This window comes from Arthrobacter sp. MP_M4, from assembly GCF_035984855.1.
GTDB lineage: Bacteria > Actinomycetota > Actinomycetes > Actinomycetales > Micrococcaceae > Arthrobacter.
This window is the reverse complement of record NZ_JAXCHX010000003.1, coordinates 123024-136011: the sequence shown is the minus strand read 5'-3', so window position 1 is coordinate 136011 and position 12988 is coordinate 123024. Positions and strand designations below refer to the sequence as shown.

Sequence of the window (12988 nt, the reverse complement as noted above, 5' to 3'; positions counted from 1 at the left end):
GGTGGTCGGATGCGAAGCTTGCTGCGGAAAGTCAGGGGACGGCTTGGGGCATTCGACCGGAAGATCGTGCGTGCCGTGTCCGGCCTCCCCGGCGGAGACCATGACACCTTTTTCCGGCGTCTCTCCGCCGCGGCCAACCAGGGCAAGCTCTGGTTCGGTTTCGCCGCTGTGATGGGCCTCTTCCCGGGACGTACCCGGCGTGCCGCTGTGCACGGGGTGTTGGCGCAGGCGGTGGCCTCCGGGGTCACGAACCTGGTCTTCAAGACCCTGTTGCCGCGGACACGGCCGCTCCCGGAACACCTTCCGTCCTACCGGTTTGTCCACCCGCAGCCCTCCAGTTCCTCGATGCCCTCGGGCCACTCGGCCTCGGCCGTGGCGTTTGCCCTCGGCGTCGGCCTTCTCCGGCCCGCCCTCGGAGCGGCCCTTGCGCCGGTGGCGGCAGGCGTTGCCTACTCCCGCGTCCATACCGGTGCCCACTGGCCCTCGGACGTGTTCTTCGGATCGGCGATCGGCGCAGGCTCGGCCCTCATCACGCGGTGCTGGTGGCCCGTCCGGCCGCCCTTCCCGCCGACACGGCGGACCGCCGTGAAGGCCGCTGAACTGCCGGAAGGTGCAGGCCTGGGCATAGCGGTCAACACGCTCGGCGGCTCCTACTCGAAGGAGACGGCAGCTGCCCTCCAAAAAATATTCCCTAAAGCGCATATTCGGGAGGTCGCCCAGGATGAGGACCTTATCGACGAGATTGCCCGCGTCGCGCTGCGGCCTGGGGTCGCGGCCCTTGGTGTCTGGGGCGGTGATGGGACAGTGGGAACGGCGGCCGCTGTCGCCGTCGGGAATTCGCTGCCCCTCCTGGTCCTCCCTGGTGGGACGCTGAACCACTTCGCCCGGGACGCGGGGACCCCCACCCTGGCGGCGGCCGTCGCGGCTGCTACCGGCGGGGAGGCGGCACGGGCTGACCTGGGATCGGTGGCGGTGGAGCGCGGGCTCCCCGACCGCCCCGAACTTGTGCGCCTGACCATGCTCAACACGGCGAGCATCGGGCTGTACCCCAACCTGGTCCGCCGGCGCGAGATGCTCCAGCCGGCGCTGGGCAAACCACTGGCCGGGGTGATTGCGATGTTCCGGACGTTTGCCGCGGAGCGGCCCACCACGCTGATTGTTGACGGGGTGCGGCACAAGCTCTGGATCCTGTACGTCGGCCGGGGGCGGTACTTCCCGCGCGACCATGCCCCGCTTATCCGGCCGGTGCTGGACGACGGCGTCCTGGACCTGCGCATGATCACCGCGGACGAATCCTTTGCCCGGCTCCGGTTGCTGTGGTCGGTGCTGACCGGAACGGTCGCGACGTCGCGGATCACCCATCTCAGCGAATCCAGCACCATCCGGGTGGAGCCCGGGGATACCACCATGGTGCTGGCGGTGGACGGGGAAGTCATGCCCGGAGTACGAAGCGTCGAGTTTTCGGTGCTGCCGGGCGCCCTGACGTATTACTCGCCCGCAGTGTGAGACCCGAGCCGTCATCCTCCCGGACTACCCTGAGTCGCCCCTGAATCATCCCTGAGACCGGCGAATTCGGCCCTGCGCCCCCGTAGCGTGGTGGATACAAGAACCCCACTGCTACCAAAGGAACGCTTCCATGATCGAAGCACGAGGCCTGACCAAGGTTTACGGCGATAAAACCGCCGTCGCCGGAGTCAACTTCACTGTCCAAGCCGGCCGGGTCACCGGCTTCCTGGGCCCGAACGGAGCCGGCAAGTCCACCACCATGCGCATGATCATGGGACTGGACCGGCCGACGTCGGGCACCGTCACCGTCAACGGCGCCCCCTTTGCCCGGCACGCCGCCCCGCTGCGGGACGTCGGCGCGCTGCTGGACGCCCAAGCCGTCCACACCAGCCGCTCCGCGTACAACCACCTCCGCGCCATGGCAGCCACGCACAGCATCCCCAAGAAGCGTGTCCACGACGTCATCGAGATGACGGGACTGGCCGATGTGGCCAAGAAGAAGGTCGGCGGCTTCTCGCTCGGCATGGGGCAGCGGCTCGGGATCGCCGCCGCGCTGCTCGGCGATCCGCAGACCGTCATCCTGGACGAGCCGGTCAACGGCCTGGACCCCGAGGGTGTCGTCTGGGTCCGCAACCTCGTGAAATATCTGGCCTCCGAGGGGCGCACCGTCTTCCTCTCCAGCCACCTGATGAGCGAAATGGCCGTGACGGCGGACCATCTCATTGTCATTGGCCGCGGCCGGATCATCGCGGACGCGCCGATCCAGGACATCATCACCGGCAAGGGCCAGATCCGCACGCGCGTCCGCACAGACGCGCCGGACCAGCTGATGCGCCTGCTCGCCGGCGACGGGGTGTCCGTGGAGCTGCAAGAGAACGAATTGCTCGAGGTCACGGGCCTGGATCCGCGCGGGATCGCCCGGGCCGCCCTCGAGAACCACGTCATGGTCTACGAACTCACCCCGCTGCAGGCCAGCCTGGAGGAGGCCTACATGGAACTGACCAAGGACGAGGTCGAATACCACTCGCTGATCACCACGGGCGGCACCGCCCCCGTCCAGACCGGAGGCAACTAAGCCATGAGCTCAACCACCCTTGAACCGTCCCCCCGCGGCGCGCATACGGCCGATGCCCCCGCCGGCAAAGTGTCCGCCACCAGCACCGGGCCCGGGCCCAGTTTCCTCCGGGTGCTGAACTCCGAATTCATCAAGTTCCGCACCCTCCTTTCGACCGTGATCCTGCTTGGCAGCACCGTTTTGGTGGTCGTCGGCTTCGGAGCCCTTTCCGCCTGGGGAACCGGACAGTTTTCGGAGGCAGCGGCCAGCGACCCCGAGGCGGCGGCCGCCTTCGCCGCCCAGGGCGCGGACCTGGCTGTCGGCGTCCCCACGTCCGGCATCGCCTTCGCCCAACTGATCCTGGGCTCGCTGGGAGTGCTGCTGATGAGCTCCGAATTCACCACGGGCATGGCCCGCTCCACCTTCGCTGCCGTTCCCCAACGGATCCCGGCCTATGCTGCGAAACTGCTGGTGGTCATGGTGACGGCGTTCGTCCTCACCGCAGTGTCCGTGTACCTGGCCGGCCTCGTGTCACTGCCCATTCTGGAGAACTACAACCTCAAGCTGGATCTCGCCAGCTCCCAGTCGATGAAACTGCTGCTCGTGAACAGCCTCTACGTCGCGGCCGTCGCAGCCATCGGCATGGCGTTGGGCTCACTGATCCGCAACTCCGCCGGCGGCATCATGAGCCTGGTCGGATTGTTCTTCGTGGCGCCCATTGCCTTCCAGCTGATCCCGGGCGACTTTTTCGTCGAGGCCCGCAAGTACCTGCCCGGCAATACGGTGGAACCGATGACAGCCGTACAGCACATGCCGGACACTCTGGAAGCCTGGCAGGCGGCCCTGGTGCTGGGCGCGTGGGTTGTCATTCCGGTAGTTGTGGCCGGCGTGCTGCTGAAACGGCGGGACGTCTAGGCCCACCGTCTAGGCTCAGAACATGATGGATGCAGTTCCCGCAAAGGACGCGCCGACCGCTCAGGCCGACGCGTCCTTTGCGGAGATCACCGCCCGGCGCCGGGGCCGGATCCGGCGTTACCTGTTCCAGCATCCACGCGCCATGGACGCCGTCGTTGTGGCCTGCTATCTGCTGCTGGTGATTCCCACCGCCGTGGAATCGGTGCGCGACGGCGTCTGGCCCGTCGCTGTGCTCCTCGGCGCCGCTGCGGCCGCCCTGGCGCTGCGGCGAAGCCACCCGGTGGCAGTGGTGGCTGCCGTGGCGGTCCTCGAATTGGGGGTGACGCTGCTGCATCCGTGGGGTTCGAACGTTGCGGCCGGGCTGTGGTTTGCGCTGTACTCCGTGGCCGCGGCCCGCACCCGCAGGGCCGCGCTGGTGTGCCTGACGGCCGCCACTGCGCCGCTGGTGTGCCTGTATCTGGTGCTTGCCGTTGGGCCGCTGGACGGCAGGCTGCCGGACATGGGGGTGAACACGCCGGAGAACTTCCAGCTGATCAGCAGCATCGCCGCCGGCATCAGCATCTCCCTCTCAAACGTCATTGCCACCGGGCTCGGCGTTTCAGTCCGGCAGCGGCGAGAACACGAGCACGAGGTCGCCGCCTGGGCGGCCCGGGCCACACGGCTTGGCTCGGTCACGGAACGCAACCGCATTGCCCGGGAAATGCACGACGTCGTGGCACACTCGCTCACAGTCATGATCAGCCTGTCGGATGGGGCCGCCGTCGTGGTTCAAAAAGATCCGGCGAGGGCAGCCGTGGTACTCGCGGAACTTTCCCGCACCGGCCGCACCGCACTGGCGGACATGCGGCGTGTCCTGGGCGTTTTGCGCGAAGACGTGACCCCCGGGCAGGCTCCACGCGAACCGCTCGCGGCGGGGGACAGCCTGGCCAAGCTGCTGCAGGGCTTCCGCATGGCGGGGCTTCCGCTGCACTACAGGCACACCGGCCCGTCGCTGCCGGACGACGCCGCGTTCCAGTTGACGGTCTACCGGATCGTGCAGGAGTCGCTGACGAACGTGCTGCGCTACGGCCGTTCGCTGGGCCGCGTGGACGTGGTGATTGCCCGGAACGGTCCGAGGGTCACCATCGAGGTCATCGATGACGGCAAGGGAACCGTCGATGACGCCGGCGCCATCAGCGTGCAGGGTGCCCGGGACCCCGACAGGTCAGGGGGCGCCGGACAAGGCCTTGCGGGCATGCTGGAGCGGGCGCGCATCTACGCGGGCACCGTGGAGGCGGGTCGGAGCGGCGATCACGGCTGGCGCGTGCACGCCGTGCTGCACTGGAACGGCGACAACGGAAAGCAGGGCACATGAGTCACCATGATTCGACGGAGGGATCCGGGCGGATCCGCGTCCTGCTGGTCGATGACCAGCCACTTCTGCGGATGGGCTTCCGCCTGATCCTGGAGGGCGAGGACGATCTAAGCATTGTGGGCGAGGCATCCGACGGCGCCGATGCGATCCGCCAGGTGCGCGCCCTGGGGCCCGACGTCGTGCTGATGGATGTGCGGATGCCGGTACTGAATGGAATCGAAGCCACCCGGGCCATCACCGCCGCAGCAGCCCACACGAAGATCATCATCCTCACCACCTTTGACCTGGACGAGTACGCGTTCGCCGGGCTACAGGCCGGCGCCTCAGCGTTCCTGCTCAAAGACGTGGCCCCCGCCGAACTGATCCATGCCGTGCGGGTCGTGGCGAGCGGCGACGCCGTGGTGGCTCCGCGCGTCACCCGCCGTCTGCTCGAAGCCTACGTCCGGGCCGGTGCAGCAGCGACGGACCGGAGGGCCGCCCCCGGCGGGGTCCGGGCCGCCAGGGATCCGCTGCTGGAGGACCTCACCCCGCGTGAAACCGAGATGCTCGGAGCGATGGCGGAGGGGCTCTCCAACGCCGAGATCGCGCACCGGTACTTCCTCGCCGAGGCCACCGTCAAAACACATGTAAGGCGGATCCTTACCAAGCTTCACCTGCGTGACCGGGTCCAGGCAGTGGTCTACGCCTACGAGACCGGCCTGGTGGTGCCAGGCAACCCGGACTACTGAGCAGCAGGGGCAGCAAACCCTCGATCCCTCAATGACCCGGGGCGTCTGCACGCGGGAATTGCCTGAAACAGTGGTTTCAGGCACATTGCGAAATTGCCCGCGATGCAACATTCCTTGCCTCAGGGGCCTTCTTCTTGGCAGTGTGCCCCGCCTTGGCCGTCGTAATATGTGAGATTGCACAGGACGCGACGCGCAGGACCGGGTTTAGTGTGAAACGACGATGTGGTCCGCCCCACATATCTCTTCTATCCACCTGCGGACCCGCACAATTTACAAAAAGGACGGCGCCTTATGCAGGCTGACCAGCAACTCTCCAAGTCCCTGAAACCCAGGCACTTGTCCATGATTGCCATTGCCGGGGTGATCGGTGCCGGCCTGTTTGTCGGCTCCGGTGCGGCCATTCAGCAGGCCGGGCCGGGAATCCTGGTCGCCTACATGGCAGCCGGCCTTGTTGTCATCCTCGTCATGCGGATGCTTGGCGAGATGGCGGCGGCCAACCCGGAAACCGGGTCATTTTCGACCTATGCGGATAAGGCCTTGGGCCGCTGGGCGGGCTTCAGCATCGGCTGGCTGTACGCCTGGTTCTGGATCATTGTCCTGGGCATCGAAGCCACCGCCGGTGCTGCGATCATGCACCGCTGGGTGCCGGGAATTGACCAGTGGGTCTGGGCCCTGCTGCTGATGGTGCTGCTGACCCTCACCAACCTGGGCTCGGTGAAATCCTTTGGCGAGTTCGAGTTCTGGTTTGCCTCCATCAAGGTCGCGGCCATATCGCTGTTCCTGCTCTTCGGCGTCGCCGCCATCCTGGGCCTGATCCCGGGCGTTCCCGCCCCCGGCGTCAGCAACCTGCTGAACAACGGCGGCTTCATGCCGAACGGTCCGGGCGCCGTGCTGGCCGGCATCCTGGTGGTTGTCTTCTCCTTCTTCGGAGCTGAGATCGCCACCATTGCCGCGGGCGAGTCCGAAAACCCGGTCGACGCCGTCAAGAAGGCCGTGAAATCCACCGTCTGGCGCATCCTCGTTTTCTACATCGGCTCCATCGCGGTAGTGGTCACCCTCCTGCCCTGGAACTCAGCCTCCGTCGCCAAGAGCCCGTACGTTGCTGTCATCGAGCTGTTCGGTATCCCCGGCGCCGGCACCATCATGGACATCGTGGTTCTGACCTCGGTGCTGTCCTGCCTCAACTCCGGCCTGTACACCGCCAGCCGGATGCTGTTCTCCCTCTCCCGCCGTGGCGACGCACCACGCGCCTGGATGCGGATTTCCAGGCGCGGCGTCCCTGCCGCAGCCGTCCTGGCCTCCACCGTGGTCGGCTTCATCACTGTGGGACTGAACTACATCGCCCCTGACACCGTTTTCCTGTTCCTGGTCAACACCTCAGGAGCCATCGCCTTGTTCGTCTGGCTTGTGATCGCAAGCTCGCAACTGATCCTGCGGCGCCGGATGGGCGCCGCGGCCAAGGACCTCCAGCTCAAAATGTGGCTCTTCCCCTACCTGACCTGGGTGGCCATCATCAGCATCGTCGCCCTGCTGATCGGCATGGTCATCCTGGAGACCACCCGTGAATCACTGCTGCTCTCGCTGGCCCTCGCCGCCGTCGTGGTCGGGGTGGGCGTGTGGCGTTACCGGAAGCACGGCGGAAAGTCCCCCGCGGGCGAGCCGGGAACCTCCGGGACCAAGACCGTTGATGCCGGCGTGGCTGCCGGCCCGGTGTCCTGACTTAACCGCGTCAGAACGACGATAGGCCTGCGGGCGGGGGGGGGGGGGGGGGGGGGGGGCGGCCCCCCCCCCCCCCCCCCGGGGGGGGGGGGGGGGGGGGGGGGGCGGCCCCCCCCCCCCCCCCCACCGCCCGTTCCTGTTTGTCTCCCCGTGAAGGGCAACCGACGGCGGGGCTCGGCGCTAGACTCGGAGCCATGCCTTTCCAGACCAATGCCGCAGCCCACATCCAGGACCTCGGGGCGTACGTCACCGCGTCACCATCGAGCTTCCACGCCGTCCAGGAAGCCGCCCGCCGGCTCAACAGCGCAGGATTCACCGCCCTCGATGAGCTGCAGCACTGGGACCCGCCCGCCGGCGCCGGGAAATTTTATGTCATCCGCGACGGCGCAATCATCGCCTGGGTCACGCCGGAGACGGCCGGTCCCACCACCGGGTTCAACATCCTCGGAGCCCACACGGACTCCCCGTCGTTCAAGCTCAAGCCCAGACCCACCACCGGCAAATTCGGCTGGCTGCAGGCTGGCGTCGAGATTTACGGCGGACCGTTGCTGAACTCCTGGCTGGACCGGGAACTGCAGCTCGCCGGACGCCTGGTGATGTTGGACGGCACCGAGCACCTCACCGCCACCGGGCCGCTGCTGCGGTTCCCGCAGCTCGCCATCCACCTGGACCGTGCCGTGAACGAGGGGCTGGCCCTGGACAAGCAGCAGCATATGAACCCGGTCTATGGACTGGGGGACCCTGCCGCTAACGACCTGCTGGGCCTCCTGGCGTCCCGGGTGGCCGGCGCGGATGTTGACGCTGCCCAGATCGGCGGCTATGACGTCGTCATCGCCGACACCCAGGCACCCGCTGTCTTCGGTGCGAACGGTGAGTTTTTCGCTTCCGGCCGGCTGGACAACCTGTCGGCAACCCATGCCGGGCTCACCGCACTGATAGACCACGCCGGCGCGCCGCTGCCCGCGGGGGCGCCGATCGCCGTTCTGGCCGCCTTCGACCATGAGGAGATCGGCTCCGCCTCCCGGTCCGGCGCGAGCGGTCCCCTCCTCGAAGACGTGCTGGTGCGCCTTTCCGATGGCCTGGGCGCCACGGCGAGCCAGCGGCGGCAGGCTTTCGCGGCGTCGTTCTGCGTTTCCGCCGACGCCGGTCATGCCGTCCATCCCAACTACCCCGAACGGCACGACCCGGCTAACCGGCCGGCCTTGAACGGCGGTCCGCTGCTGAAGATCAACGCCAACCAGCGCTACGCCACTGACGCCACGGGGGCGGCCCTCTGGGCGCGGCTGTGCGCCGGCGCCGGCATTCCTTACCAGGAGTTCGTCTCCAACAACGTGATGCCCTGCGGCTCCACGATCGGCCCGCTGACCGCAACCCGCCTCGGAATCCGGACGGTCGACGTCGGTGTGCCCCTCCTGTCGATGCATTCGGCCCGGGAACTCTGCGGGGTCGAGGACCCGCGCCGGCTCGCGACGGTGACCGCGTTGTTCTTCCGCACGGCGGCGTAGCCGCGGGACGGATCTACGGCCGCTCTGCAGGTCAGAAGGCCAGGTTGATCACGAGACTGATCGTCGTGGCGAGGATGACGGTGCCAAAGAGGTAGGACAGCAGGCTGTGCTTGAGCGCCTCAGCCCGGATGCCGTGGTTCTGCAGGGCCGTGTCGGAGACCTGGTAGGTCATGCCGAGGCTCGTCGCGAGGTAGGCAAAGTCGGTGTACTGCGGGGGGCGTTCCTGGTTGAAGTCGATGCCGCCCACGGCAGAACCGGCCTTCCCACCCGTGTTGTAGTACAGCGCCGCATACCGGAGCGTGAACAGTGTCTGCACCAGCAGCCAGGACAGGGCCACGGACGCCAATGCCAGCAGCCCGCCCGCGAACGGGGAGGCGCCGCCGGCATGGGAATCGACCACGACGGCGGCCACCGCGCCCAGGCTGGCGACGTTTGCCGCCAGGATCAGCAGGTCGGTGATCCTGCGGGACGGATCCTCGGCGGTGGCATGTGACCGGGTTTCGGCGGGATTAAAACGACCGATCACCACCCAGACCCACACCACGTAGGTCAGTGAGGCAGCGCCCCAGCCGACCGCCGGAGCCTCCACCCAGTTGCCGGTCGCGCCGGTGGCGGCGGCCGCCAGCAGCCCGGCAAAAAGCATGGCAGCCAGGCGGAGCCGGCTGCGCCGGGTCCGCCGGTTGCCGCCGCGGACAAGGGATCCGGTGTTCATTCCCCGATTCTGGCACAGGGTTGTCCACATGGCCGCCGGCCGGGCCTCTAAACCCCGCTGGCCGTGCCTAGTCTGGACGGGCATGGAATAGCTGAAACGGGTCCCGATGCACTAAGCTGTTGAAGTCTGTGCTGCGTCCTGCCCCCGTTCCTGGAGGTGCGGCCGGCGCATGGCACCGCAAATGAACCTCCTGTTACGGAAATGCCGTAACCGCTTAGCCCAAAGGAGGTGGGTTCACATATGCGTCCTTACGAATTGATGGTAATCATCGACCCCGAGGTCGAAGAGCGTACCGTTGAGCCAACGCTTCAGAAGTTCCTGAACGTCATCACGACCGATGGTGGAACCATCGAAAAGGTTGACATCTGGGGCCGTCGTCGCCTGGCTTACGAAATCCAGAAGAAGTCCGAGGGTATCTACGCCGTGGTGAACTTCACCGCTGAGCCGGCTACCGCCAAGGAACTTGATCGCCAGTTGAGCCTCAATGAGACCATCATGCGCACCAAGATCACCCGCCCCGAAGTACAGAAGGTTGTTGCTGAGTAATCTCAGCTCCTGATTTTCACTCTTCACCCCGCAGGAACGAACAAGGAGGCAGTAGATGGCAGGCGAAACCACTATTACGGTCATCGGTAATCTCACCAGTGACCCCGAACTGAGGTTCACACCGTCAGGTTCGGCTGTAGCCAATTTCACCATCGCGTCTACTCCCCGCACCTTCGACCGCCAGTCCAACGAGTGGAAGGACGGGGAAACCCTGTTCCTTCGCGCGTCGGTATGGCGCGAAGCCGCCGAAAACGTCGCCGAATCCCTGACCAAGGGCATGCGCGTGATTGTTTCCGGCCGGCTGAAGAGCCGTTCCTACGAAACCAAGGAAGGCGAGAAGCGCACCGTCATCGAGCTTGAGGTCGATGAAATCGGCCCCAGCCTGCGCTACGCCAACGCCAAGGTCAACCGTACCCAGCGCTCCGGCGGTGGGGGTGCCGGCAACGGCGCCCAGGGTGGCTTCGGCGGCGGCAACAGCGGCGGCAGTGGTTTCGGTGGCGGCTCTGGTGGAAACCAGGGCGGCGGCAACTCGGGTGGAACCTGGGGCGGCAACCAGCCCGCGCAGCAGCAGGATGACCCTTGGGCCACGCCCGGGGTCAGCAATGCAGGCGGCGGCTGGGGCAACGGCCCTGATTCCGAACCTCCCTTCTAAACAACATCTAAGGTTCGACCGCGCGACCCGCCAGGACGCCGCAAGGCAGAATGGCGCCAACCGCGTCGGATCACCACCATCCCGTGGATCAATATCCACGGGCTCCATCGAATAGGAGCTCCACGATGGCTAAGGCTGAACTCCGTAAGCCCAAACCAAAGTCCAACCCCTTGAAGGCCGCTGACATCACTGTCATCGACTACAAGGACGTAGCATTGCTGCGCAAGTTCATCTCCGACCGCGGAAAGATCCGCGCCCGTCGCGTCACCGGCGTCACGGTGCAGGAACAGCGCAAGATCGCCCAGGCAATCAAGAACGCCCGCGAAGTTGCTCTGCTGCCTTACTCCGGCGCTGGCCGCGGCTAAGGAAGGGATTAACTAACATGGCAAAGCTCATTCTGACCCACGAAGTAACCGGTCTCGGTGCTGCGGGCGATGTTGTCGAGGTCAAGGACGGTTACGCACGTAACTACCTGCTGCCCCGCAACTTCGCCCTGACCTGGTCCAAGGGTGGCGAGAAGCAGGTTGAGTCCATCAAAACTGCCCGCGCCGCCCGCGAGCACGCTTCCCTGGAAGACGCTCAGAAGCAGGCCGCTGCACTCTCGGCCAAGCCGGTCAAGCTCGTCGTCAAGGCTGGCGAGACCGGACGCCTGTTCGGCACCGTCAAGCAGGGCGATGTGGCCGACGCTGTCGAGGCCGCTGGCCTTGGCCGCATTGACAAGCGCAAGGTTGAACTGCCGACGCACATTAAGTCGGTTGGTTCCTACCAGGCCAACGTCCGGCTGCACGCCGACGTTGCCGCTGTGATCGACCTGGACGTAGTCGCAGGCAAGTAGCCCTCACAGGCTCCGCAGTCCTGAACTGCCTGAAGGCCCCCGCCGCCGGATTCCTCCTGGGAACCGGCGACGGGGGCTTTCTGCTTTACCCCCGCGGGGGCTCCCTTGGAGCTCGTGGCGCCAGGCATGACGGGCGGCAGCCGGCTCCGAGGTGCCTTAGTCCACCGGCCGGGGGTGGTTCAGGATCGATGTCGCGTGCCGGTACCCGTGTCGAATCAGTTCGGTGAGCACCGTCTGGTCGACGTCGTCGAGTTTGTTGACATGGAGGCACCCGGCGCCGGTCTTGTGCTTTCCCAACCGCGCCAGCAGCTCGGCCGTTTGCGGCCCGTAGCTCAGCCCGTAGAGGGACAGGCCGGCCTTCCGGGGCGAAAAGCCGACGGCGGCGAGAAACTCCTGGACCGACGCGCCTGTTGCCGTAGTTTTGTTTTCGGTCTTGTTCCGGCTCGTGTTCACTGGCATGCGGGCAGTCTGGCAGACCGTGGCGGTCTTGTCAGCCGGGCCGGTGCCGGTGGTAATCTGCCGCAGTGACTCCAACTCCTGCCCCAGTTGCCCGCCTCCGCCCCTTCGCGCAGGTGGACGTTTTCACCGACCTTCCCTACCGGGGCAACCCGCTCGCCGTCGTGCTCGACGCCACGGACCTTTCTCCCGAGGTGATGCAACAGTTCGCCAACTGGACCAATCTTTCCGAAACCACTTTTCTGCTGCCGCCTACGGATCCCCGTGCCGATTACCGGGTCCGGATCTTCACGGGCAGTGAGGAGTTTCCCTTTGCCGGTCACCCGACGCTCGGCTCCGCACATGCCTGGCTTGAGGCCGGCGGGACTCCCCGCGGGGACGGCACGGTGGTGCAGGAGTGCGCCGCCGGACTGGTTCGGGTGAAGCGCGACGCCGGCCGGCTGGCGTTCGCGGCGCCGCCGCTGACGCGAACGGGTCCGGTCGCCGGGCCGGACCTTGACCGGATCGCCGCAGGCCTGCGGGTGCCCCGGGAAGCGCTGCTGGACTCGTCCTGGCTGGTCAACGGGCCCGACTGGATTGGTGTGCTGCTTGAGTCAGCAGAGCAGGTGCTCGCCGTCAGGCCCGACTACACGGCCATGGCCGGTCTTAAAGTCGGCCTGATCGGTCCCCATCCAGCCGGATCCGAGGTGGATTTCGAGGTGCGGACGTTCATTCCGGGCGAGGCCGCCGCCGAGGACCCCGTCACCGGCAGCTTCAATGCCGGTGCGGCCCAGTGGCTGATCCGCAGCGGCCGGGCACCGGAGTCTTACCGTGCGGCGCAGGGGACGGTGCTGGGACGCTCCGGCCGGATCCACGTCGACGCCGTGGCGGATGACATCTGGGTCGGAGGGAGCACGGTGACCTGCATCGAGGGGTTTGTGCTGATTTGAGGGACAAAGCGCAGGAATAAAAAACAAAGGATGTGGCTTCTACAGGTAGATGCAAATGCATGTATTGGGTTTGCAGC

Annotated in this window: 14 protein-coding genes; 12 read left to right on the top strand and 2 right to left on the bottom strand. The window is 66.5% G+C overall.

Annotated elements, in window-relative coordinates:
- Positions 1–9 precede the first annotated feature (9 nt).
- From RCH15_RS05245 to RCH15_RS05215, 7 genes are all read left to right on the top strand, one after another.
- The gene (locus RCH15_RS05245) at positions 10–1506 is read left to right on the top strand and encodes a bifunctional phosphatase PAP2/diacylglycerol kinase family protein (protein ID WP_326958773.1); all 1497 of its coding nucleotides are present in this window, start codon (positions 10–12) and stop codon (positions 1504–1506) included.
- A 130-nt stretch (positions 1507–1636) separates the two neighbouring features.
- Entirely contained in the window at positions 1637–2581 is a 945-nt protein-coding gene (locus RCH15_RS05240; protein WP_326958771.1) for an ABC transporter ATP-binding protein, read from the top strand.
- 3 nt (positions 2582–2584) lie between these two features.
- A complete protein-coding gene (locus RCH15_RS05235; protein ID WP_326958770.1) occupies positions 2585–3475 on the top strand; it encodes an ABC transporter permease in 891 nt (296 codons plus the stop codon).
- Positions 3476–3497: 22 nt separating this feature from the next.
- Positions 3498–4829 (top strand): sensor histidine kinase, encoded by a 1332-nt coding sequence (locus RCH15_RS05230; protein WP_326958768.1) that lies wholly within the window; start codon positions 3498–3500, stop codon positions 4827–4829.
- Complete coding sequence (locus RCH15_RS05225; protein WP_326958766.1) at positions 4826–5557, top strand: response regulator transcription factor; 732 nt, start codon at positions 4826–4828, stop codon at positions 5555–5557. Before RCH15_RS05230 ends, RCH15_RS05225 begins: the two co-directional genes overlap by 4 nt.
- A gap of 291 nt (positions 5558–5848) precedes the next feature.
- Positions 5849–7276 (top strand): amino acid permease, encoded by a 1428-nt coding sequence (locus RCH15_RS05220; protein WP_326958765.1) that lies wholly within the window; start codon positions 5849–5851, stop codon positions 7274–7276.
- A gap of 194 nt (positions 7277–7470) precedes the next feature.
- On the top strand, positions 7471–8781 hold the full coding sequence (locus RCH15_RS05215) for a M18 family aminopeptidase (protein ID WP_326958763.1): 1311 nt from the start codon (positions 7471–7473) through the stop codon (positions 8779–8781).
- Between the two features lie 31 nt (positions 8782–8812).
- Here RCH15_RS05215 and RCH15_RS05210 read toward each other — a convergent pair whose 3' ends face one another.
- Positions 8813–9493 carry a DUF1345 domain-containing protein gene (locus RCH15_RS05210; protein ID WP_326958761.1) on the bottom strand — a complete coding sequence of 227 codons (681 nt, stop codon included), beginning with the start codon at positions 9491–9493 and terminating at the stop codon, positions 8813–8815.
- A 240-nt stretch (positions 9494–9733) separates the two neighbouring features.
- On the opposite strand from RCH15_RS05210, the gene rpsF reads away from it, so the two are divergent.
- The 4 genes from rpsF (at position 9734) to rplI (ending at position 11526) form a co-directional block, all read left to right on the top strand.
- Complete coding sequence (rpsF, locus tag RCH15_RS05205) at positions 9734–10039, top strand: 30S ribosomal protein S6 (protein ID WP_024366241.1); 306 nt, start codon at positions 9734–9736, stop codon at positions 10037–10039.
- A gap of 55 nt (positions 10040–10094) precedes the next feature.
- The gene (locus RCH15_RS05200; RefSeq protein WP_326958759.1) at positions 10095–10691 is read left to right on the top strand and encodes a single-stranded DNA-binding protein; all 597 of its coding nucleotides are present in this window, start codon (positions 10095–10097) and stop codon (positions 10689–10691) included.
- A gap of 125 nt (positions 10692–10816) precedes the next feature.
- Positions 10817–11056 carry a 30S ribosomal protein S18 gene (rpsR, locus tag RCH15_RS05195; RefSeq protein WP_003800144.1) on the top strand — a complete coding sequence of 80 codons (240 nt, stop codon included), beginning with the start codon at positions 10817–10819 and terminating at the stop codon, positions 11054–11056.
- A gap of 17 nt (positions 11057–11073) precedes the next feature.
- On the top strand, positions 11074–11526 hold the full coding sequence (rplI, locus tag RCH15_RS05190) for a 50S ribosomal protein L9 (protein WP_326958757.1): 453 nt from the start codon (positions 11074–11076) through the stop codon (positions 11524–11526).
- 156 nt (positions 11527–11682) lie between these two features.
- Here rplI and RCH15_RS05185 read toward each other — a convergent pair whose 3' ends face one another.
- On the bottom strand, positions 11683–11985 hold the full coding sequence (locus RCH15_RS05185) for a DUF1801 domain-containing protein (protein WP_326958755.1): 303 nt from the start codon (positions 11983–11985) through the stop codon (positions 11683–11685).
- Positions 11986–12050: 65 nt separating this feature from the next.
- Between RCH15_RS05185 and RCH15_RS05180 the strand changes: the two genes are divergently transcribed.
- Positions 12051–12911, top strand: coding sequence for a PhzF family phenazine biosynthesis protein (locus RCH15_RS05180; protein ID WP_326958753.1), 861 nt, complete (start codon positions 12051–12053; stop codon positions 12909–12911).
- Positions 12912–12988: the final 77 nt, after the last annotated feature.

What these genes read in the sequence shown, in the direction of transcription:
- RCH15_RS05245 (WP_326958773.1), top strand. Translation starts at nt 10, where the DNA reads ATGCGAAGCTTGCTGCGGAAAGTCAGGGGACGGCTTGGGGCATTCGAC.
- RCH15_RS05240 (WP_326958771.1), top strand. Translation starts at nt 1,637, where the DNA reads ATGATCGAAGCACGAGGCCTGACCAAGGTTTACGGCGATAAAACCGCC.
- RCH15_RS05235 (WP_326958770.1), top strand. Translation starts at nt 2,585, where the DNA reads ATGAGCTCAACCACCCTTGAACCGTCCCCCCGCGGCGCGCATACGGCC.
- RCH15_RS05230 (WP_326958768.1), top strand. Translation starts at nt 3,498, where the DNA reads ATGATGGATGCAGTTCCCGCAAAGGACGCGCCGACCGCTCAGGCCGAC.
- RCH15_RS05225 (WP_326958766.1), top strand. Translation starts at nt 4,826, where the DNA reads ATGAGTCACCATGATTCGACGGAGGGATCCGGGCGGATCCGCGTCCTG.
- RCH15_RS05220 (WP_326958765.1), top strand. Translation starts at nt 5,849, where the DNA reads ATGCAGGCTGACCAGCAACTCTCCAAGTCCCTGAAACCCAGGCACTTG.
- RCH15_RS05215 (WP_326958763.1), top strand. Translation starts at nt 7,471, where the DNA reads ATGCCTTTCCAGACCAATGCCGCAGCCCACATCCAGGACCTCGGGGCG.
- RCH15_RS05210 (WP_326958761.1), bottom strand. Translation starts at nt 9,493, where the DNA reads ATGAACACCGGATCCCTTGTCCGCGGCGGCAACCGGCGGACCCGGCGC.
- rpsF (WP_024366241.1), top strand. Translation starts at nt 9,734, where the DNA reads ATGCGTCCTTACGAATTGATGGTAATCATCGACCCCGAGGTCGAAGAG.
- RCH15_RS05200 (WP_326958759.1), top strand. Translation starts at nt 10,095, where the DNA reads ATGGCAGGCGAAACCACTATTACGGTCATCGGTAATCTCACCAGTGAC.
- rpsR (WP_003800144.1), top strand. Translation starts at nt 10,817, where the DNA reads ATGGCTAAGGCTGAACTCCGTAAGCCCAAACCAAAGTCCAACCCCTTG.
- rplI (WP_326958757.1), top strand. Translation starts at nt 11,074, where the DNA reads ATGGCAAAGCTCATTCTGACCCACGAAGTAACCGGTCTCGGTGCTGCG.
- RCH15_RS05185 (WP_326958755.1), bottom strand. Translation starts at nt 11,985, where the DNA reads ATGCCAGTGAACACGAGCCGGAACAAGACCGAAAACAAAACTACGGCA.